The following is a 20690-nucleotide window of genomic DNA, read 5'->3' as shown; positions in this document are numbered from 1 at the left end:
ACATTGGAGAAGTTTTGTACAAACTCCAGAAAACAGGTTTAGGGTTACCAGACTGATCAAGGATCCTTTATCGAGAAGGCCTGCTTTTACAATCTAAACTCACCCTTTTTAAACAAATTAATGTTGAGTTCGTCAAAAGATAATACCAATGTGGGCAGTAACTTATTGTTATTTAAAAGAACTTATTTAATACCAAGCTTTGAATTTACCAACTCGTCCAATGCTCGCAAGCGATCTGTGGCTTCATGGGTTCCTTCTGATTGATCAATGCCTTTTTGTTCTATTTTAGAGGCAAACTGTAGTGCGCACATTGCGAGCACATCCTGTTTATCCCTAACGGCATAATTCTGCTCAAATTTTTTTGCCAATTGCTCTATATTTTTTGCTGCTTTCCTAAGCCCTTCCTCTTGGCTGGGATCAATCGTCAATGGGTATACCCTATCGGCGATAGAAAGCTTTATTTTGAGCTTTTCTGACATATTGTTCTGAACATTATTCGGCGAGTTGCCCAATGCAATGGTCCAACTCCCTAATCAATGTATTTATTTTAAGCTTAGCTTCTGTTTTATTTGTATTACTGCCAAGCATAGAATTTGCAAGCTTAAGCGAATTGTACTTCTGTTCCCATTCAGAAACCGTTTTTGAAGTTAAATCCTTGTCGTTTCTTGTTGAAACCAATTCCTCTTCCAACTTTTGATTAGCCTGTTGCAATAATTCCAACTTATGCAACAACTTGCTAATCTTGTTTTCTAGGGAATCAACAATTTTAACCAATTCACTCATATACAAACTCAATGCGTATTACACAAAGTTAACATACATAAGACGACTGACCAATACTTTTTTGAATTATTCTTTAAGTAATACTTTAAGGTCTGAAAATAGGCGGTCTGTCATTGAAACATTAACATTTATTGGGAGATTTTTAAAGTTAGAAGCGGTTAATTCTTTTCATCTCTTTAAATTTATGTTTTTTTAAAAGGTGTAACGCCTTTTCATTTTTTGTGGAACCCACATCAGGGCATGATAATTGGTCGACACAAATCCTACTTTAGACTATGCGCAAAATTATTTTTATTTGTTTTTTGATATTTTCAACGGGCATTTCTGCCCAAGATATCTACCCTAAAGATGCTTTTAGATCTCCTTTAGATATACCGTTGGTTTTGGCCGGCACTTTCGGAGAGCTCAGATCCAATCACTTTCATAGCGGTATTGACATTAAAACACAGCAAAGGCAAGGCCTTCCCATATACGCTATTGGCGACGGTACGGTCACAAGGATTAAAATCTCACTTTGGGGTTATGGCAAGGTGCTTTACGTTGCTCACCCGAACGGGTACACATCAGTCTATGGGCATTTGCAAAAGTTTTCTCCAGAAATCGAGGCGTATATTAAAAAACTTCAATATGAAAAAAAATCCTATGAAATAGAGGTTTTTCCTGAGTATGGAGAGGTAAAGGTTGAAAAGGATAAAATAATCGCCTATAGTGGAAATACTGGAGGGTCATCTGGTCCTCATTTGCATTTTGAAATAAGAAGTAGCATTTCGGAAAAGCCTACCAATCCCCTACTATATGGCCTTGAGGTTTTGGATGCCACTAATCCAACCCTGGTAGGGCTTTATGGATATCCGCTATCCGAAAATGCCCAATTGAACCAGCGTACGTCTAAGTCGCAGATAAAATTCACAAAACAAAAAGACGGCACATTTCTCGCTGATAAGGTAACCGCCTTAGGAACAATTGGTTTTGGTTTCATAGGATTTGACCGTCAGGATTTAGCAGCCAATAAAAACGGTGTTTATTCGGTAAGGCAGGTTGTAAACGGTAAAGTTTATACCGATTATGATTTCGAGACTTTCTCATTCACTGAAACTCGATATATAAATACGCTCATTGATTATGACCATCTGGGAAAATACAGGCAACGCATACAAAAGATTTTTAAATCTGCCGGGAACCGTTTAAGTATTTATAATAAACTGGTCAATGACGGGAAGGTAGTGGTCAAAGAAGGATTATCATATACTGTTGAACTTCTTATTCATGATTTGGAAGGTAATTTGACCAAGGTGATTATTCCCGTTGAGGGCAAACGACAAACGGTTAAAATGTCAGAAAACAATCGTAAAACTGAAAACTATGTCATAGCTAAAAGACCTAATAATTACGATTTGGGATTGGCAAAAGTATATTTTCCGACCAATACCTTTTATGAAGATTTTCATATTGATTTGAAAAAAGGCAGTGATACTGTATCAATTCATAATAATAGAGTCCCAGCGCATAGGAACTTCACCATCACCTTTGATACCTCAAAATATTCAGAGGCCGAGCGCAAAAAGTTGTTTATTGCCAGATTGGACAAGAAATTAAAACCCCATTACGCATCAACCTATAAAAGAGGAAAAACCTTTACAACAAGAACACGTAATTTGGGAACCTACACCTTAGTCAAGGATACCACGGCCCCTAAAATAAGGTCAAAAAACTTTAAACATAAACAGTGGCTAAACAATTATAGGTATTTGAGTTTGCTTATTTCAGATGACCTGAGTGGTGTTGATACTTACTCGGCTACCTTGAACGGAGAATGGATTTTAATGGAATATGAGCCAAAAACAAAAACTTTGACCTATAATTTTGATGATAAGATATTGGATAAAAAGCAATGTGAACTCAAAGTGATCGTTAAAGACAATGTAGGGAACACCAACACCTATGAAGTTTCCTTTTATAGAAAATAAAAAGCTTTGAAGTGCCTTAAAACTGTTTTCCTACTGTTAATACTGTGCCTTACTTCACAATTAATGGCGCAGACAGCAACGATTACAGGAGTTGTTTTAGGCGAAAACAACACACCGCTCACCCAGGTAAACATTACATCAGGCAATAATGGCACTACTACAGACGAGACTGGGTTTTATATTTTAGAGCTTATTGCCGAACAAGAAAATCGAATCACGTTTTCCTTTGTGGGTCACAAAGATGTTGTTTTGGAAAGTTTAATCCTCAACACTAACGAAACTTACGTTTTTAATCCAGTTCTAAATACCGAAATTATCCAGATTGATGGCGTGACCGTTTCGGCAACGGGCGAAAAAACCGTTCAAGGAATCAATGCTATTTCCACAAAAAAAGTTCGTCAAATACCCGGAGTAAACGCAGGTGTAGAGAACATACTAAAACTTCTTCCTGGTGTTTCATCAAATAATGAACTAAGCACCCAATACTCAGTACGTGGTGGAAACTACGATGAAAACTTGGTATACGTAAATGAAATTGAAGTGTACCGACCATTCTTGATACGTTCAGCGCAACAAGAAGGCCTGAGTTTTATTAACAGTAATCTGATACAAAAAGTAGATTTTTCCCCTGGTGGATTTCAAGCAAAGTACGGGGACAAGCTTTCATCGGTCTTGGATATTACCTATAAAAATCCGAAGGCATTTGGTGCTCAAATGGATTTTAGTCTACTTGGTGCAAGTTTGGCCATAGAAACCTTATCAAAAAATAAAAAACTGTCAAATGTTACCGGTATTCGATACCGGAATAACAGTCTTTTGGTAAACAGTCAGCAAACTAATTCTAATTTCAATCCAGTTTTCGCCGATATCCAAAGCTATTTCACGTATCGCATATCAAATAAAGTTCATCTGAACATTTTAGGTAACCTCTCCTTAAACGATTATCAAAACCAACCTTTGAACCGCCAAACCAATTTTGGGACCTTATCCGAACCAAAAGCACTATTGGTACATTACACGGGGAACGAGAATAACAGATATGCAACGGCCTTGGGTGCCATCAAAACTGATTACCATTTGAATGATGATGTGACATTGAAGTTCATAACATCTATATATCATACCACCGAGGAAGAATACTCCGATGTAATTGCGCAGTACGAATTGGGGGATATTGACACAGATTTAGGTAGCGAAACTCTTGGGAAGGTAATTTCTACAAGAGGCGTTGGCGGCCAATTTACTAGAGCCAGGAACGATTTGGATGCTCTTATATTTAATTTAGAACAAAAAGGGGTTTATTCAAAAGCAAATCATAAGTTGGAGTGGGGTATAAAATATACCCACGAAGATATACGGGATCAATTGAGAGAATCGGAGTTCTTGGATTCCGCAGGATATTCAATAAGACCACCATTACCAGAATTCTCGAACAATCAACCTGAAATGCCATTTGATTCCCCCTTAGTACCGTATCAAGGTATTTCTGCCAAGAATTTTGTGAAGACCAATAGGTTTTCGGCCTATACACAGTTTAGTCAAAACCAAACACTGGAAAATAGCCATATATATTATAATCTAGGAATTAGAACACAGCATTGGCAGGTAAAAGGACAGAATATTGAGAAAAACTCGCATATTGTATTTAGTCCTCGGGGACAATTCGCCATAAAACCAAAATGGAAAAGGGATATGTTGTTCAGAGCTTCTCTTGGCATGTATCACCAACCTCCTTTTTACAGGGAACTAAGGGATGCCACAGGAACAATTCAGCCAAATGTAAAAGCACAAAAATCAATTCATTACGTACTTGGTAGCGAATATAGCTTCCTGTTATGGGAAAGACCCTTCACACTGATTAGTGAGGCATATTACAAAAAGTTGAATAATGTAAACCCATATACTTTACATGATGTCCGTATTCGATATTCGGCCACGAACAACGCAAAGGCTTTTGTTTATGGGGCTGAAGTGCGACTGAATGGTGCATTTGTTCCTGGTACCGATTCATGGGTTAGTTTAGGATATTTAAAGACCGAAGAGAATATTGATAATAGAGGTTATATTTCCCGACCAACAGATCAACGCTTTAAACTAGGAATTTTGTTTCAGGATTATGTTCCAGATATACCCAATTTAAAAATGTACCTAAACCTAGTTTATAATACAGGTTTACCGGGCGGATCGCCTAATTTTTCAGACCCATATGTTTTTCAGAACAGATTAAAAGATTATAAGCGTGCCGATTTGGGAATTTCCCATATTTTTGTAGACGCAGACAAGAGTTACCCTGAAAATCATTGGTTGAATAAATTCAAGGAATTGAGTGTTGGCTTTGAGATTTTTAATTTGTTCAACAACAAGAATTCGATAACAAATACTTGGGTCAGGGATATAGACAGCAAAAACGAATTTGCCGTTCCAAATTTTATGACAGCTCGGGTTTTGAATCTGCAACTAAAAATGCGGTTCTAATTTTGTTATTGGCCGTCAAAATTACTTTTAATGAAAAAAATAGTACTGTACTTACTAATGATCACTAGTCTAACAGTAAGTGCTCAAAAGAATATATACGAGAGCAAGAATTTTGATGATCTAAGTGCCGATCATAAAGTCTTGGCGATAATTCCTTTTTTAACAAACTTGGATTTAAAGGATGGTATTTCGAAAAACGAACTTAAACAGTTAGAGGAAAAAGAAGGTCATGCTGTTCAAAATGCGCTAGAAACATACTTCTCGAAAAGAAAAAGAAAGAAGAAATTTTCAGTTGAATTCCAGAATACCAAAAACACAAATGCCATTCTAGCACAAAAGAACATTACCTATGAAAATATTGATGTTTATACTATTAAACAACTAAGTGAAATTTTACAGGTAGATGGAATAATCAGTGGTAATATGGACCTTAACATTCTTCTTTCAAAAGGAGTGCCAACAGAGTTCAGCTTTTTGGATTATTTTATGGGAGATTCAAACTATGGCAGGATCGGCATAAAAATAAGTGATGGGTTTTCTGGGAAATTACTATGGAAATATGAAAAGAAAATAACCAAGAAATCTGGAAAAAACACCAATGACCTTATTGATAAAATGATGAAATTGGCTACTAGAAAGTTCCCATACGACCGAGAAAAGAAAAAAGACAGAAAAAGGTCTTAGAATCAACTCTCCACAAACTCCTTTAACACACTGATTGTGTAATCCAATTCTTGCTTGTTGTTATATTTTGAGAAAGAAAAACGTAAAGATGGCTTCTTTAGGTTTTCTTCGCTCAACACCTCTTTCAAAACATGGGAACCAGCATCGCTCCCAGACTGGCAAGCACTACCTTTTGAACAAGCAATGCCTTTTATATCCAGATGAAATAAAAGCATCAAGGCCTTTTCCTGACTAATGGGCAAGCATAAGTTCACCAACGTATAGGTGCTCTTTTGCAAATCTCCGGAAAGCCCGTTAAAAGAAACTTCGGGTATATTTTTCTGAATGTTCTCAATAAAGTATTTTTTCAGATTAGCCACATATGTGCTTTCCTCATACAACTCTTCATAGGCCATTGAAAAAGCCTTTTCCAAACCGATAATATTATGCACCGACTCTGTTCCCGCTCGATTACCTCTTTCCTGGGCACCACCCGAGATAAAAGGTTTCAATCCTGAATTCATTCTTATAAATGCAAAACCCACACCCTTTGGACCATGGAATTTATGGGCCGCTGCAGCCATAAAATCAATAGGTGTTTTCGCTACATCCCACTCAAAATGACCAATTGATTGAACTGTATCTGAATGAAACAATGCATCGTTATCCTTGCATAAGATAGCAACCTCATCTATTGGCAATAGATTTCCAATCTCGTTATTAACATGCATTAGACTAACCAGCTTCTTACTATCGTTTTCTTGTAATAATTGTTCTAGATGTGAAAGATCTGGATTACCATCAGCATCCAACTCAACAAACTTTAAGCCAATCCCACATTCTTGAACTAAATCTTCAGATGTATGCAAGACCGCATGATGCTCTATTCTTGAAGTGATAATTGTATTCACTCCCAGGTCCCGAACTGCACATCTAAGAATCATATTGTCGGCCTCAGTACCTCCTGAGGTAAATACTATCTCTGAGGGATGCGCATTTATTTGCTTTGCTATGGTTTTTCTTGCACTTTCCACAGCAGTTTTAGCCGTGCGTCCAAACCCGTGTGTAGAAGAAGGATTTCCATAATAGCTAGACAAGGCTTTACTCATTTTCATGATAACCTCTTCCCTAATTTGGGTCGTCGCAGCATTGTCCAAATATATATTTTCCATGACTCTCTTTTGAAATAAAAGGAGGCCAAAAATAACCGAATTAATTGTAAAATCTATCCCAAAGAGGACAAACTTGTAGTTTATTTCTTTTAAATTTGAAGCATGAAGAACCTTTTTGTTTGCTGCCTATTGGCCATTTTCATTTCTTGTGACGATGGTGATTTACAGATTGAAACCATTGATTTTGATAGTGTTGCCATAAATACTTGTGAATCAACCATAACAACATCGAGTACAGTCTTCTTTAAAATTAATGGAACAGAGGCTTTGATTCTTGAGTTACAATCTGGAGTACTGAAAAATGAAGTGTCATCAGGTTCAATTACAAGTTTGGTTCCAAGCCAATCCAAATTGACGTATCGCATTTTTTCTGATAAAGTTGCCAGTAATTATTTCTGTGATGACATCCCAACCACAGAGCCTTTGGTTATCGAGGAGATTGAAGCTGAGGCTGGCGAAGTATTAATAACCACGGTTCTAGCAGAAGGCACTACTGACACTTATGAGCATACAATAGAATTAAATAAAATCACTTTTATTACCTCACAGGACCAAAGAATCACTGATTTACAAATCAATAATTTTGGTGTTGTAACCACACAACCCTAAGCTTTGCTTAGGTAAATATAGACTTCAGTAGCTCCAAGTCCATATTTCTGGTAATCTGCATCATAATATTTAAGGTGGTCGTACCTACCAAAAAGGTATTTCAATTCCTCCTTTAAAATACCTTCACCCACACCATGAATAAAAACCACCTTTTGAATTCGTTTACGCATAGCAAACTCTAATTGCCTTTTTGCCGTTTCCATTTGCAAGTTCAACATCTCATGCTTACTCATTCCCTTAGGGGATTTCACCAATTGGTTAATATGTAGATCAACCTCCATTTTTGGGGCGTTTCGGTCTTTAAGCTTTACAGCTGTAGTATTCTTTCTTTTAGTTATTTCTTTATCGGCCTTTATCTGGGCAACCTCATAGTTTGTTACTTTGATAACGCTGTCATCGTCAACTTTCAGTAATTCGCTCGGAGTATATTTCATAATAAAACCGTCCTCAGTCTCAATCGTGATTTCAGAATCACCCACCGTAACCACTTCACCGCTTAACATTTCGTCAAGTACCTCTACCCTATCACCTACTTCAAAAAGCCCCATAAAATTGTTTTATACCCCAAAAATAATAGTTATTTTCCCCAAAGAATTAGAATCAAAATAAAAATGCAGTTAGCCGCTTTATTATTTTTAATGGAAGACTATATGCTTCCATGCCTAAATAAGAAGTTCTTTGGGGTTGTATGTCCGGGATGTGGCGCACAGCGTTCTTTTTCTCTTTTGTTACAAGGTGAATTTGTTGAAGCTTTTCAAATGTACCCAGCAACATTTACCATTATCCCTCTTTTAGGCTTCTTACTTGCGGATAACTTTTTCAATATAAAATACGCTAACAAAATAACAATTGCATTAATGGTTTCAAGCGTTGTCTTGATTCTTGGGAATTACATTTTAAAATTTATATAACTAAACACTCTAATTTATGGAACAACAAAAATTGCCAAACGTAACAATTTCAATAGTACTATCAATTGTGTCATTTATCTGCTGCTGTTTCAGTGCCGGTATAGGAGGTATTTTACTTTCCGGGATAGCACTGTTTTTAGTTAAAAAAGACGAAGGGTTATATAAAGAAAATCCAGAAAACTACAGCAACTTCAGCACATTGAAAACTGCTAAAATCGTAGCAATCATTGGTCTGGTTATAGGAGTACTATCGTTAATATGGACTATTTACTCTGTACAACAAATGGGTGGTTGGGATGCCTATATGGAACAAATGCAGGAGGTAATGGAACAATGGCAATAGTTTAATTAGAATTATATTTTATGAACAGAGAAATATTACCAAATTCTGGCAACGCCTTAACTTTTGGGATTTTATCGATAGTGATTACATTATTGTGTTGCGGCCCCTTTGGGGGCATCTTCGGAATCATTGGCTTATCAAAAGCTAAAAATGCCGAGCGCATCTATCATGAAGAACCAGAAAGGTATTCTGGTTATGAAAATGCTAAAACGGGTAAAATTTTGTCCTACATTGGTATTGCATTGGCCGCCATATTATTGGTCTTTACCATAATATACTTTGGAGCCATAGCCGCAATTATAGCGGGAGCTGCCTCAGAAGGGGCTTTTCAATAATTAATGAATGTTTAAAAAAAAAGTCCCCTGAAAATTTCAGGGGACTTTTTTTATTTTTCAAACTGTTTTATGGTTTTCGAGATAATCGAAACACAATCCAAAAGCTCGTCTTTGGTCATCACCAAGGGCGGTGCAAATCGGATTATATTACCGTGGGTAGGTTTGGCCAACAGCCCATTTTCTTTCAATAACATACAAATATCCCATGCTGTTGAACTATCCTCCGCATCGTTTATCACGATTGCATTCAAAAGTCCCTTGCCACGTACCAGTCTAACCAGATCCGTTTGATCCACTAGTTTTTCCATTTCGCTTCTAAAGAGCTTGCCTAAAGATTCGGCATTCTCGGCAAGGTTTTCTTCCTTAACAACTTCCAAGGCTGCAATTGCAACTGCGCACGCCAGGGGATTACCACCAAAAGTTGACCCATGATTACCAGGTCTTATAACTTCCATTACCTCATTATTGGCCAATACGGCAGATACAGGAAACACCCCACCCGAAAGTGCTTTACCCAAAATAAGGATATCAGGTTTTATATTGGCATGATCAATTGCTAAAAGCTTTCCTGTTCGCGCCACTCCTGTTTGTACCTCATCAGCAATGAACAATACATTGTTGGTCTTACATAATTCATAGGCTTCCCTGATGTAATTTTCATCTGGAACATAAACACCAGCCTCACCTTGTATTGGTTCAACCAAAAACGCAGCTACATTTTCATCTTGCAGTACTTCTTGCAATGCATTAATATCATTGTAGCGTATAGAAACCATTCCAGGTGTAAATGGTCCAAAATTCTCGGTGGCCACCGGGTCATTTGATGCAGAAATAATAGTTATAGTTCTTCCATGGAAATTATTCTGACAAACTACAATTTTTGCCTGATTGGTATGAATGCCCTTTTTCTCATACCCCCATTTTCGAGCCAATTTAATGGCCGTTTCAACAGCTTCTGCCCCAGTGTTCATTGGCAATACCTTATCAAAACCAAAGAACTCTGTAACATACTTTTCATACTTACCGAGCATATCATTATAAAATGCCCGGGAGGTCAAGGTTAAATTTTCTGCCTGTGACTTTAGGGCATTAATAATCTTGGGATGGCAATGACCTTGATTAACCGCCGAATAAGCGGAAAGGAAATCATAGTATTTTTTTCCTTCAACATCCCAAACGTATACGCCTTCCCCTTTACTCAACACTACTGGAAGTGGATGATAATTTTGTGCTCCGTACTTTTCTTCCAAAGCAATGGCCTCTTCAGAGCTCATTTTTTCTAAAACCGACATGATAAATAAAAATTTAAAATAAAACTTAGCAATTCCTTCTATACCTTTTTCCTTCCGAAGATTCGAAAATTCAGCGTAGGAGAGAAATCATCCCGTGTAGTGGCGCAAAAATACAAAATGTTATTACATTGCTAAAAACAATCGGTTTATCTTACAAATTAACTAGTCATTCAACTTACTTGAAAGGGTTGTCAGTTGAAGTTCTAACCGCTTCATTTCGCGAAGTATATCATTTTTATCCATTTGCATCCAAACAAAAAGTTTCAACATACCCATTGCTATCATACATAAAAATCCTGCCGAAGCCCATTTGATCAGTTCATTGGTCTCATTGGTCTCAAAAAACTCGACCACACAGTAAATAAGTAACCCAAATATAACCAAATGTGCTACATTCATGATAATTGCAAGCCAACCCAACTTTCCTTTATAAACTTCGCTCAATTTGCCAATCAGATTTTGTTCCTCCAAATCGTCATAAAATTTGGCTTCCTCTTGGTTCAAGGTTTCCTTAATAAGTTCGTCTATTTTTTCTTTGTCCTTGTTCATGATTTATCTTTTAAAATTGTTTTTAATTTTTCCCTTGCATGAAACAACCTGGATTTGACTGTTCCAACAGAAACTTCGAGAATTCCACCTATTTCTTTTAATGAGTATTCTTGTGTATAAAATAATCGTAAGACTATTTGTTGATTATCAGGCAGGCTTTTAATGGCATATTTTAGTTTATCCATTTCTGTCCTCCTTTCCTCATCTTTGTTTTCTTCTTGGTTATTCCGTTCAAATTGCTTTAGTCTTTCTCGCTTATTTTTGTTTTGATTTATAAAATCCAGAGATTTCCTAGTAATTATGCGCATAGCCCAACTAGAAAAACTATTAGGGTCTCTTAGCTTTACCAACTTATTGATAATTATGGCCCAACAATCCTGCACCACATCTTTTGAGGCATCCATATCCCGTAAATACCAATATGCATGACTACAAAATCTTTTATGGTGCCTTTTCACCAACGTTTCCAAGGCTTTCTTATCCCCAGATTGATACTGCAATACAAGCAATGCATCAAAAATTTTATTAGAGGTCATTTAATTGATTGTTCTATGTTAAAGACAGAAAGCTTTTAAAAAGGTTCATTTTTTTGGGAATTATTTAATACTATTCAATCTAAAGATAACCATGATAAATGCAATCCTATTAGTATTTTTGCGCCATGCGTAAAAAGAAAAGAAGACTAATCTTTGAAAAGGTCGAGGTTATTGATGCAGGAGCGAAAGGAAAAACTGTGGGCAAAGCTCCGGACGGAAGAGTCATTTTCATGACCAACACCGTACCTGGTGATGTAGTGGATGTACAGACAACAAAAAAGAGAAAGGCTTACTTTGAGGGCAATGCCATAAAATTCCATTCCTATTCCGACAAGCGCACAAAACCAGTTTGTGAGCATTTTGGCATTTGTGGGGGTTGCAAATGGCAACATATGGACTATGGCCATCAATTATTCTATAAACAGAAAGAAGTTGAAAATAACCTAAGACGAATAGGGCATTTGGATTTGCCTGAATTGGAGCCGATTTTGGGTTCCAAGGAACAATATTTTTATCGCAATAAAATGGAATTCTCTTTTTCCGACAGCAGGTGGTTAACCTTGGATGAAATACAGTCTGATGTTGAGATAAAGGAAAAGAACGCCTTGGGCTTTCATATACCAGGTATGTGGGACAAGATTTTGGATATAAAGAAATGTCATCTACAGGCAGATCCCTCAAACGAAATTCGTCTGGCAGTGAAAGATTTTGCCATTAAAAATGAGATCACTTTTTTTAACCCAAGAAATCAATACGGAATGCTTCGTACCTTAATGATACGTACAGCATCAACTGGAGAAATTATGGTTCTCATCCAATTTTATGAAGATTCCAAGGAGAAAAGAGAGCTTTTATTGAACCATTTGGCTAAAACCTTCTCGCAAATCACCTCCTTGCAGTATGTCATCAATCAAAAACAGAATGATACCATATACGATCAAGAAATAGTTTGTTTTGCCGGGCGTGATCACATCATTGAAGAAATGGAGGGTTTGCAGTTTAAGATAAACGCCAAATCTTTTTATCAAACAAATTCTGAACAGGCATACGAACTGTATAAAGTTGCACGTGATTTTGCCGGAATTACTGGCAATGAACTGGTTTATGACCTATATACGGGTACTGGAACCATTGCCCAATTTGTTTCAAAGAAAGCAAAGAAAGTAATTGGTATAGAATCGGTGCCTGAGGCGATTGAAGATGCAAAGGCAAATGCTGCCAACAACAAAATTGACAATGTTGATTTTTTTGTTGGGGACATGAAGAATGTTTTCAATGAAGATTTTATCAATGCCCATGGCTCTCCAGATATTATTATAACGGACCCACCACGAGATGGTATGCACAAAGACGTTGTACAACAACTATTGAATATTGGCGCAAAAAAGGTTGTTTACGTAAGTTGTAACAGTGCTACCCAAGCTCGTGACTTGGCATTGATGAAGCATATGTACAAGGTGAGCAAGGTACAAGCTGTAGATATGTTTCCCCAGACCCATCACGTAGAAAATGTTGTACTTTTGGAAAAGTTTTAAATAGATGAAAAAAAATAGGATTTTCATAATCATCTTATTCTGTATTATCGCTTTTTCTGCCTGTGAAAAAGATGACATCTGTGTTGATGGCAATACACCTCTGCTGGTAATTCGCTTTTATGATACATTGGACCCAGAAAGCACTAAAAATGTTACAACACTAAGGGTTGTTGGTTCAGGACAAGCATCAACGGTTAATACGTATGCAGATAGAAGCACAGCAGATTCGTTGGCCATTCCCTTAAGACCGGATGTTGCAAGTACTACATATTTGTTAATTGCCAATTCGGCGACCGAGGATGAAGTTGAAACTGGAAATACCGATACTTTGACCATTAATCATGATACAAAAGAAGTCTATATTTCACGAGCCTGTGGTTTTATTGCCAACTATGAAAATTTAGCACCTACTCTAACAACAGATACCGATAACTGGATTAAGGGTATCGAAGTAATATCACCTACCGTTGAAAATTCAAATACAGCCCATGTTAAGATATTCCATTAGTATACTGCTGCTCCTATGCGTATTCAGTGGATGGGCGCAAGACGAAACTATTGACCTTCAACCACAGGACACGGTCATACACAAACAAACATACGGACTTAGGGTTGGTGTTGACCTTAGTCGAATCATTATTTCCCAAACGAGTGATGATTATTCAGGAATTGAACTAGCAGGGGATTATCGCCTTACCAAGAAATTATACATTGCCGCAGAATTGGGCAATGAAAAAAAGACCAAACAAGAAAACCTTTTTAATTTCACTTCTTCCGGTAGCTATTTAAAACTGGGAGTGGATTATAATACCTATGAGAATTGGTATGGTATGAACAATACTATATTCATTGGTGGTAGATATGCTGTTAGCAGCTTTAGTCAAACACTCAATAATTTTCAATATTTTGACACAAATAGATATTGGAGCCCTGATGGTTTTCCGAACGGTTCATCTGAGCCAATTGAATATGATGGCCGAAGTAAATCTTGGATTGAGGCTGTATTGGGTATAAAGGCGGAGTTGTTCGCCAATATATACTTAGGAGGAAGCATTAGATTTGGGTTCATGTTAAGTGACCCCAAAGACGAACCTTTCCCGAACCCATTTGTTCCCGGGTTCAATAAAGTAACAGACGGAAGTAAATTCGGGGTTGGCTACAACTATTCGCTAACCTATATGATTCCGTTGTATAAAAAGGCGAACAAGAAAAAAGAAGTTGAAAGCGAAGCTGAAATTGAGCAATAGTTAGATTTCTCTAAAACCCTTGATAAAAATCCATTTCATCATAACCTTCTTACTATCGGCAATATCTGCAACAGCAAATTTAGGAGCCAATACACTGGCAAATACAGCTGCCATCAGTGCAAGATATAATCTATCTATAGAGAGCAAATAACCAAATGTTACTCTGGCGATAATGAATAAAATCGCAAACCCTAAGAAGTTTAGGAACATTGCTTTGAACTTTGGATTCATATTTTAAGATCTGTTTTGAAATTTGGCTTTTTTACTCCCCTCATACATTACGTACTTGACCAAACGGGATTCTAAATGACTGTTGAACACCTTTATCTTTCTGGATGGCCTTAATCCGACAAATTTAAGTGCCTCCAAATTTGAAGTAATAAACCAGGCATCGGTTCCTGGATATTCCTGTTTTAAAGTATCACCAATTGAGCCATAGAACTCTTCCATATCAAGATTCAAACGCTCGCCATAGGGTGGATTGAATACCATATGCAAATGATTGTCCGTGAACTTTGTGGAATCAAAAAAGCTTTTCCTTTCTACATGAATATATTCAGAAAGATTAGCGTTGGCAATATTATCTATTGATTTTCGAACCGCGGATGGCGCCTTATCATAACCCACAATTTTATGATGAAACTCTCTTGTTTTATTTAAACTACTATCAACAATTTTCTCAAAAAGTTCCTCGTCAAAATCTTCCCATTTTTCAAATGCAAATTCCTTTCTATTTATGTTCGCAGGAATATTGCAGGCAATCATCGCAGCTTCGGTCAAAAAAGTACCACTACCACACATAGGGTCGAGAAAGTCTGATTGACCGTCCCATCCACTTAACAACAACAGTCCAGATGCTAGCACCTCATTTATCGGTGCGATATTCGTCGCCGTTCTATAACCCCTATGGTGCAAAGACCTCCCTGAGCTGTCCAGAGACACATTACAATGCTCTTTATGAATATGTACATTGATACGAATATCAGGAAATTTAACATCTACGTTGGGGCGTTGACCATCCATATCCCGGAACTTATCTACAATGGCATCTTTTATTTTTTGGGAAACGTAAAGTGAATGAGTGAATACATCAGAAAACAAAGTGGTATCTATCGCAAAGGTCGAATCGGCCGATAAATACTCTGACCAATCCATCTGATAAATCTTTTTATAAAGCTCATTTTCATTCCGAACAGGAAATGAGTGTATCGGCTTTATTATTTTTATGGCCGTCCGCAGACATAGATTGGCTTTGTACATAAATCCCGTATCACCATCAAACGAAACGCTTCTTACACCTGTCTTAACATTACCCGCTCCAAGATTGCGTAATTCCTTGGCCAAAAGCTCCTCAAAACCAAATAAGGTCTTGGCGACCATTCTAAAATTATTGTTCATATGCTTTATAAAGATTGCGACAAAAATACAGTATTTTTATGCCATCCACAGTATGTGGATATAATTAGTACGCATACCTAAACCGGCATTAATGACCTATTTATTGCTTATTCTCGGGGTTTTATTAAGTTTTGCATTCGTTTACATTGTAAGGCCAAAAAACAAAGAGAACTTCAAGCTCCTGCTCGCTTTCAGCGGCGCCTTTTTACTAGCGCTGACCATTTTCGAACTTTTTCCATCAGTATATGAACAATCAGATTCTAAGACTATTGGCGTCTTTATTATGCTCGGAATCCTTTTACAGATTTTTCTCGAATTTTTCTCAAAAGGTGCAGAGCATGGCCATGTTCATTTAGATAGTGAAAAGACCAATTTTCCATGGTTGTTATTTTTTAGTTTATCTATTCATTCGTTGTTGGAAGGGTTCCCTATTGAAAATCATGGCACCATTCTTTATGGAATATTAATTCACAAAATACCGATTGCTATTATCTTGAGTATATTCCTGTTGAATTCCAAAGTGAAATTTTCCAATGCGTTGTTCTTCATTCTTTTATTTTCCTTGATGACTCCTGCAGGAAATTTTATGGCCTCAAATTTTGAATTCGCAACTAAATATTATGCGCATATTACTGCATTGGTAATTGGTGTTTTCTTGCACATTTCCACTGTAATATTATTTGAAAGCTCAGAGGGTCATAAATTTAATTTGAGAAAATTGGTGGTGATAATACTTGGTATCATAATAGCCTACGCTTTATAAATGTTCAGTAAAGAAGATTCAAAACGACTGCGCCAATATTTCTGGGTCTCATTCGGTAAATCATATCCTCATAAGTGGATATTGTACGACACCAAAATAAAGGGACTTTCATTAAAATTTCATTTTGAATTAAAAAGAGCCATGGTCTCTATTGATATTGAGCATTCTGACTTGGCTACAAGAATTCATCTTTGGGAAAAGTTGATTTCCCTAAAATCTATCATGACAGATGACTATCTCCCTGATGTCATCTTCAATGACGCTTTAATTTTGGACAACAATAAAGAGATTTCAAGAATCTTTGTTGAAAAGCACAATGTATCAATCCATAACAAAAACTCTTGGCAGGAAACTATGATTTTTCTCAATAAAAATATGGAGCAACTCGAAGCCTTCTTTATCGAGTACCGAGACTTTATAAACGCATAAGCATCCCAGATTTTACTCTATCAATCCGAAAAAACGAGGTAACCAAAGTGAGATTTCAGAGAAATAAGTAATCAAAAACAGAATGGCCACCATGGCGCCCAACAATGGTAATAGTGGCTTGATTACCTTTGTTACCGGTACTTTTGCCACACCGCTTCCAACAAACAACAAGGTTCCTACGGGTGGAGTACAAACCCCTATACATAAATTAAGTACTATGATCATTCCAAATTGAACGGGATGCATACCCATGGCCATTGTCACCGGTAAAAAAATAGGTGTAAAAATGAGAACTGCAGGGGTCATATCCATAAAAGTTCCGACAATAAGCAAAGTAATGTTTATTAGAAGTAATACTATGAAAGGGTTTTTGACCGAATCTACCAACACACTAGTCAACATTTGCGGGATACCTTCAAAAGAGAATAACCACGACATCGCCATTGAGGTAGCTATTAAAAACATAACTATGGCCGTAGTTCTAGCGCTCTTAAGTAAAACAGGCTTAAAATCCGAGAATTTTAATTCCTTGTTCAGAAAGCCAAGTAACATTGCATAAACAACAGCAATGGCTGCGGCTTCAGTCGCAGTAAAAATTCCAGCAACAATTCCTCCTACCACAATGACCAACAGCGTAAGACTCAGAAAGGCATTTTTAAAATCAAGGAACAATTTTTTCAGACGCACACGTTCGGCCCTGGGAAGGTTTTTTTGTTTTGCATATACGTACACAACGGTCATGATTGCTAAGCCTACCAATATACCGGGAATATAGCCTGCAATAAACAAGGCAGCAACCGAAGCGGTGCCGCCACTTGCCAAGGCAAAAATGATAAGCACATTACTTGGTGGAATTAGCAGACCTGTAGTTGAAGAACTAATATTCACCGCAGCACTAAATTCTCTGGGGTAACCCTCTTTTTCCATCTTATCGGTCAAAGTACTTCCAATCGCTGATGCTGCAGCTATGGCAGAACCTGAAATAGCCCCAAAAAGCATGGCCGCAATAATATTAACGTAAGCAAGGCCTCCTGGTAAACTACCAATCAAGGATTTAGCAAATTCAATTAAGCGTTTCGCGATACCGCCCCTATTCATTAATTCCCCAGCAAGTATAAAAAATGGAATTGCCAATAGGGCAAAATTATCTATCCCCGTAGTCATTCGTTGCATAACCGTGGTAGTCGCTGGCATAAAAACCATATTCAACAAAAGGGTCAAGGTGGTAGAAATCCCTATAGAGTAAGCAACGGGCACTCCATAGGCCAACAAACCAATAAAACTTATAAATAAAACGATAATACTAATTGCCTCTATACTCATAATGATTCAGTATTATACGTGTATTTTATATGATATGCTGAAAAGAAAATAATTATCACACCACATATGGGAACAATTGCATAAACATATCCTAAAGGAAGGTGTAGTGCTGGAGATATCTGCCCTAGACTTAAGGTAATATAAACCAAGTTAATTCCTCCAATTACCATAATAATCAATGCAAATAAGGCCATTAAACCCTGTATGACTTTGTGTCGTTTCTTTTGTTTTGTCGGAGGTAGTTTAGATAGCAAAAAATCCATCGACAGATGACCTTCTTTCTGACCATTTATATAGGCCGCACCTAGCACGGTGAGCCATATGAGCGAAAAACGGGCAAATTCTTCGGTAAAAGAACTCGACTGGCCAACTACATATCTTGAAAGCACTTGCCAAACGACATCAATGACTAACAAACCAAAAATTATTACAAGTAAGTTCTCAATAACTTTGTTCAAAAAAGTGTATGCCTTTTTCATTATTCCGCTTTTATTTTTTCTATCAATCTTTTCATTTTCGGATTCGTCATCAATCTTTCCATAACGGGTAAAGATTTAATCGCATAAGGTGCCTTATCAGGATAAAAGAATTCAACATTGGCCTTTTTCAAGACCTCCATATTTTCCTTTACCGTTTCCTGCCAGTACATCTTCTGTCTGGTAACACTTTCAAAAGCAGAATCCTGTAGCCATTCCTTTTCCTCATCATTCAATAAATTCCAAAATTTTGTTCCAACCACAACAACATCTGGTACCATGGTATGCTCATCAAAAGTATAATACTTACATACTTCATAATGGTTTGAGGTAACGAAAGAAGGAATATTATTTTCTGCACCATCAACAACATTTTGTTGTAAGGCCGTATATAGTTCACCATAAGCCATTGGTGTGGCAGAACCTCCCAAAGTATTCACCATATCAACGGACATTTGGTCGTTCATCACTCGAATTTTCATTCCATCCAGGTCATCGGGGGTTTTGACCGGCTTTTTCTTGGAATAAAAACTTCGTGCCCCTGCATCGTAAAAACAAAGGCCACGCAAAAGGTAATCACTTCCCCTGTTCAAAAGTTCTTTACCAACTTCACCCTCCAGTACCTTGAACATATGTTCACGGTCCCTAAACAGATAAGGTATACTTGTGACTTGGTACTCTGGTGCAAAATTAGACATGGATGCCGCGCTGACCTTGGTCATTGCGACACTGCCAATTTGCAATAACTCCAAAACTTCTCGCTCGGTACCCAGTTGACCATCCGGGAAAATTTTTATTTGCAGCTTTCCTCCTGACTTTTCGTTCAGGTATTTTTGCATATCCAGAATACCCTTATGTACCGGATGCGTAATTGGAAGGGAATGTGCAAAAAAAAGTGTTTTCTGGTCTTTAATTTCCGAACAAGAATATAGAAAAACGCAAAGAATTACCCATAGTCCATTCAAAAAGAAGCGCTTCCAATTCTTATTCTTTCCTAAATATTCTTTTTTTAACAAATATGCATTCATATTTCTACCAACTATAAAGTAAATTAGCGTTAAACACCTGAAAACGAACTAAATCCGCCATCAATATCAAATATTTCCCCAGTAACAAAACTTGACGCTTCACTAAGTAAATAATGTACCATTCCGTTTAATTCAGAAGCCTCACCAAAACGACCCATTGGTGTATTTTTTATTATACTCTCACCTCTAGAAGTATATGACCCATCTTCTTTAGTCAACAAATGGCGATTCTGATTGCCAATAAAAAAACCAGGGGCTATTGCATTGACCCTTAGATTATCCCCGAATTTAGAGGACAATTCATTGGCCATCCATTTTGTAAAAATATCTACACCTGCTTTTGCAACAGAATAGCCCAAAACTCTCGAAATGGACTGTTTTGAAGCCATGGAAGAAATATTTATTATTGATCCATAACCCTGATTGGACATCAACTCACTCAAAACAATTGTAGGAATCAGCGTTCCATATAGATTTATGTCAATAACATTTTTGGTGTCCTCTAACTGGATGTCGTAAATGGTCTGACTTTCAGTTAATGTAGCACCGGGAACATTACCACCTGCCAGATTTATCAATCCGTCCAAGCTTTGATGCACAGCGGCTATTTTATTTTTAACAGTGATAAGTTCTTCTTCATTTAATACATTGACAACAAAAGAAGTAGCATACCCGGAATTAATCGCATTTAATTCGGCACATTTTTCTTCCAGTTTTTTCGAAGACCTGCCTAATAAAATAACCTTGGCCCCATTTTCTATCAAGTATTTTGCAATAGATCCACCAAGAGTTCCTGTACCACCGGATAAGACATAGCATTTTTCTTTTATATTAAATAATTGACTCATAAATAGAT

General features: G+C 37.1%; 25 protein-coding genes and 1 other RNA gene. 12 read left to right on the top strand and 14 right to left on the bottom strand.

The window, feature by feature from the left end; all coding sequences use genetic code 11:
• Positions 1 to 20: 20 nt before the first annotated feature.
• The 3 genes from ssrS to FB2170_RS10260 all read right to left on the bottom strand — a co-directional run bounded on the left by ssrS (position 21) and on the right by FB2170_RS10260 (position 783).
• Positions 21 to 129: non-coding RNA, 6S RNA (gene ssrS, locus FB2170_RS17250), on the bottom strand.
• A gap of 53 nt (positions 130 to 182) precedes the next feature.
• The gene (locus FB2170_RS10265) at positions 183 to 479 is read right to left on the bottom strand and encodes a cell division protein ZapA (RefSeq protein ID WP_013306489.1); all 297 of its coding nucleotides are present in this window, start codon (positions 477 to 479) and stop codon (positions 183 to 185) included.
• Between the two features lie 13 nt (positions 480 to 492).
• Positions 493 to 783: a hypothetical protein gene (locus FB2170_RS10260; RefSeq protein WP_013306488.1), complete on the bottom strand. Its 291-nt coding sequence runs from the start codon at positions 781 to 783 to the stop codon at positions 493 to 495.
• Between the two features lie 275 nt (positions 784 to 1058).
• On the opposite strand from FB2170_RS10260, the gene FB2170_RS10255 reads away from it, so the two are divergent.
• From FB2170_RS10255 to FB2170_RS10245, 3 genes are all read left to right on the top strand, one after another.
• Entirely contained in the window at positions 1059 to 2750 is a 1692-nt protein-coding gene (locus FB2170_RS10255) for a M23 family metallopeptidase (protein WP_013306487.1), read from the top strand.
• A 63-nt stretch (positions 2751 to 2813) separates the two neighbouring features.
• Entirely contained in the window at positions 2814 to 5225 is a 2412-nt protein-coding gene (locus tag FB2170_RS10250; protein WP_013306486.1) for a TonB-dependent receptor, read from the top strand.
• Between the two features lie 30 nt (positions 5226 to 5255).
• On the top strand, positions 5256 to 5909 hold the full coding sequence (locus FB2170_RS10245) for a hypothetical protein (RefSeq protein ID WP_041632792.1): 654 nt from the start codon (positions 5256 to 5258) through the stop codon (positions 5907 to 5909).
• A 2-nt stretch (positions 5910 to 5911) separates the two neighbouring features.
• Here FB2170_RS10245 and FB2170_RS10240 read toward each other — a convergent pair whose 3' ends face one another.
• Positions 5912 to 7060: a cysteine desulfurase family protein gene (locus FB2170_RS10240; protein ID WP_013306484.1), complete on the bottom strand. Its 1149-nt coding sequence runs from the start codon at positions 7058 to 7060 to the stop codon at positions 5912 to 5914.
• A gap of 102 nt (positions 7061 to 7162) precedes the next feature.
• Between FB2170_RS10240 and FB2170_RS10235 the strand changes: the two genes are divergently transcribed.
• The gene (locus tag FB2170_RS10235; protein ID WP_013306483.1) at positions 7163 to 7669 is read left to right on the top strand and encodes a hypothetical protein; all 507 of its coding nucleotides are present in this window, start codon (positions 7163 to 7165) and stop codon (positions 7667 to 7669) included.
• On the opposite strand, the gene FB2170_RS10230 is transcribed toward FB2170_RS10235, so the two are convergent.
• Positions 7666 to 8217, bottom strand: coding sequence for a Smr/MutS family protein (locus FB2170_RS10230; protein ID WP_013306482.1), 552 nt, complete (start codon positions 8215 to 8217; stop codon positions 7666 to 7668). The two genes, FB2170_RS10235 and FB2170_RS10230, sit on opposite strands and share 4 nt — an antisense overlap.
• A 63-nt stretch (positions 8218 to 8280) precedes the next feature.
• On the opposite strand from FB2170_RS10230, the gene FB2170_RS10225 reads away from it, so the two are divergent.
• The 3 genes from FB2170_RS10225 to FB2170_RS10215 are packed head-to-tail and all read left to right on the top strand — an operon-like array spanning position 8281 to position 9258.
• Entirely contained in the window at positions 8281 to 8580 is a 300-nt protein-coding gene (locus tag FB2170_RS10225; RefSeq protein ID WP_013306481.1) for a DUF2752 domain-containing protein, read from the top strand.
• 16 nt (positions 8581 to 8596) lie between these two features.
• The gene (locus tag FB2170_RS10220) at positions 8597 to 8923 is read left to right on the top strand and encodes a CCC motif membrane protein (RefSeq protein WP_013306480.1); all 327 of its coding nucleotides are present in this window, start codon (positions 8597 to 8599) and stop codon (positions 8921 to 8923) included.
• Positions 8924 to 8943: 20 nt separating this feature from the next.
• On the top strand, positions 8944 to 9258 hold the full coding sequence (locus tag FB2170_RS10215; protein WP_013306479.1) for a CCC motif membrane protein: 315 nt from the start codon (positions 8944 to 8946) through the stop codon (positions 9256 to 9258).
• Positions 9259 to 9308: 50 nt separating this feature from the next.
• Here the strand turns inward: FB2170_RS10215 and rocD are convergent, their stop codons facing one another.
• From rocD to FB2170_RS10200, 3 genes are all read right to left on the bottom strand, one after another.
• Positions 9309 to 10550, bottom strand: a complete 1242-nt coding sequence (rocD, locus tag FB2170_RS10210) for an ornithine--oxo-acid transaminase (RefSeq protein WP_013306478.1) — start codon at positions 10548 to 10550, stop codon at positions 9309 to 9311.
• A 162-nt stretch (positions 10551 to 10712) separates the two neighbouring features.
• A complete protein-coding gene (locus tag FB2170_RS10205; protein WP_013306477.1) occupies positions 10713 to 11099 on the bottom strand; it encodes a DUF6768 family protein in 387 nt (128 codons plus the stop codon).
• Positions 11096 to 11635, bottom strand: a complete 540-nt coding sequence (locus FB2170_RS10200; protein ID WP_013306476.1) for an RNA polymerase sigma factor — start codon at positions 11633 to 11635, stop codon at positions 11096 to 11098. The genes FB2170_RS10205 and FB2170_RS10200 overlap by 4 nt, the downstream gene beginning before the upstream one ends.
• A gap of 125 nt (positions 11636 to 11760) precedes the next feature.
• Between FB2170_RS10200 and rlmD the strand changes: the two genes are divergently transcribed.
• From rlmD to FB2170_RS10185, 3 genes are read left to right on the top strand one after another with little or no spacing between them, the layout of a single operon-like run.
• Complete coding sequence (gene rlmD, locus FB2170_RS10195; RefSeq protein ID WP_013306475.1) at positions 11761 to 13170, top strand: 23S rRNA (uracil(1939)-C(5))-methyltransferase RlmD; 1410 nt, start codon at positions 11761 to 11763, stop codon at positions 13168 to 13170.
• 4 nt (positions 13171 to 13174) lie between these two features.
• Positions 13175 to 13678, top strand: a complete 504-nt coding sequence (locus FB2170_RS10190) for a DUF6452 family protein (protein ID WP_013306474.1) — start codon at positions 13175 to 13177, stop codon at positions 13676 to 13678.
• Complete coding sequence (locus FB2170_RS10185) at positions 13659 to 14417, top strand: DUF6048 family protein (protein WP_013306473.1); 759 nt, start codon at positions 13659 to 13661, stop codon at positions 14415 to 14417. Before FB2170_RS10190 ends, FB2170_RS10185 begins: the two co-directional genes overlap by 20 nt.
• Here FB2170_RS10185 and FB2170_RS10180 read toward each other — a convergent pair whose 3' ends face one another.
• On the bottom strand, positions 14418 to 14648 hold the full coding sequence (locus tag FB2170_RS10180; protein ID WP_013306472.1) for a hypothetical protein: 231 nt from the start codon (positions 14646 to 14648) through the stop codon (positions 14418 to 14420). It lies immediately after the preceding gene.
• A 3-nt stretch (positions 14649 to 14651) separates the two neighbouring features.
• The gene (locus FB2170_RS10175) at positions 14652 to 15815 is read right to left on the bottom strand and encodes a class I SAM-dependent RNA methyltransferase (RefSeq protein ID WP_013306471.1); all 1164 of its coding nucleotides are present in this window, start codon (positions 15813 to 15815) and stop codon (positions 14652 to 14654) included.
• Positions 15816 to 15906: 91 nt separating this feature from the next.
• Here FB2170_RS10175 and FB2170_RS10170 point away from each other — a divergent pair, with 91 nt between their 5' ends.
• Positions 15907 to 16578, top strand: a complete 672-nt coding sequence (locus FB2170_RS10170) for a ZIP family metal transporter (protein ID WP_013306470.1) — start codon at positions 15907 to 15909, stop codon at positions 16576 to 16578.
• Complete coding sequence (locus tag FB2170_RS10165; protein ID WP_013306469.1) at positions 16579 to 17007, top strand: DUF4268 domain-containing protein; 429 nt, start codon at positions 16579 to 16581, stop codon at positions 17005 to 17007.
• A 12-nt stretch (positions 17008 to 17019) separates the two neighbouring features.
• On the opposite strand, the gene FB2170_RS10160 is transcribed toward FB2170_RS10165, so the two are convergent.
• Genes FB2170_RS10160 through FB2170_RS10145 form a run of 4 tightly spaced genes read right to left on the bottom strand, consistent with a single transcriptional unit; the run spans position 17020 to position 20682 of the window.
• Complete coding sequence (locus FB2170_RS10160; protein ID WP_013306468.1) at positions 17020 to 18330, bottom strand: TRAP transporter large permease; 1311 nt, start codon at positions 18328 to 18330, stop codon at positions 17020 to 17022.
• Complete coding sequence (locus FB2170_RS10155; RefSeq protein ID WP_013306467.1) at positions 18327 to 18809, bottom strand: TRAP transporter small permease; 483 nt, start codon at positions 18807 to 18809, stop codon at positions 18327 to 18329. The genes FB2170_RS10160 and FB2170_RS10155 overlap by 4 nt, the downstream gene beginning before the upstream one ends.
• Complete coding sequence (locus tag FB2170_RS10150) at positions 18809 to 19834, bottom strand: TRAP transporter substrate-binding protein (protein ID WP_013306466.1); 1026 nt, start codon at positions 19832 to 19834, stop codon at positions 18809 to 18811. Before FB2170_RS10150 ends, FB2170_RS10155 begins: the two co-directional genes overlap by 1 nt.
• A 29-nt stretch (positions 19835 to 19863) precedes the next feature.
• A complete protein-coding gene (locus FB2170_RS10145) occupies positions 19864 to 20682 on the bottom strand; it encodes an SDR family oxidoreductase (protein WP_013306465.1) in 819 nt (272 codons plus the stop codon).
• Positions 20683 to 20690: the final 8 nt, after the last annotated feature.

This window comes from Maribacter sp. HTCC2170 (genome assembly GCF_000153165.2).
Lineage (GTDB): Bacteria > Bacteroidota > Bacteroidia > Flavobacteriales > Flavobacteriaceae > Maribacter_A.
This window is presented reverse-complemented; position numbering and strand designations above follow the sequence as displayed.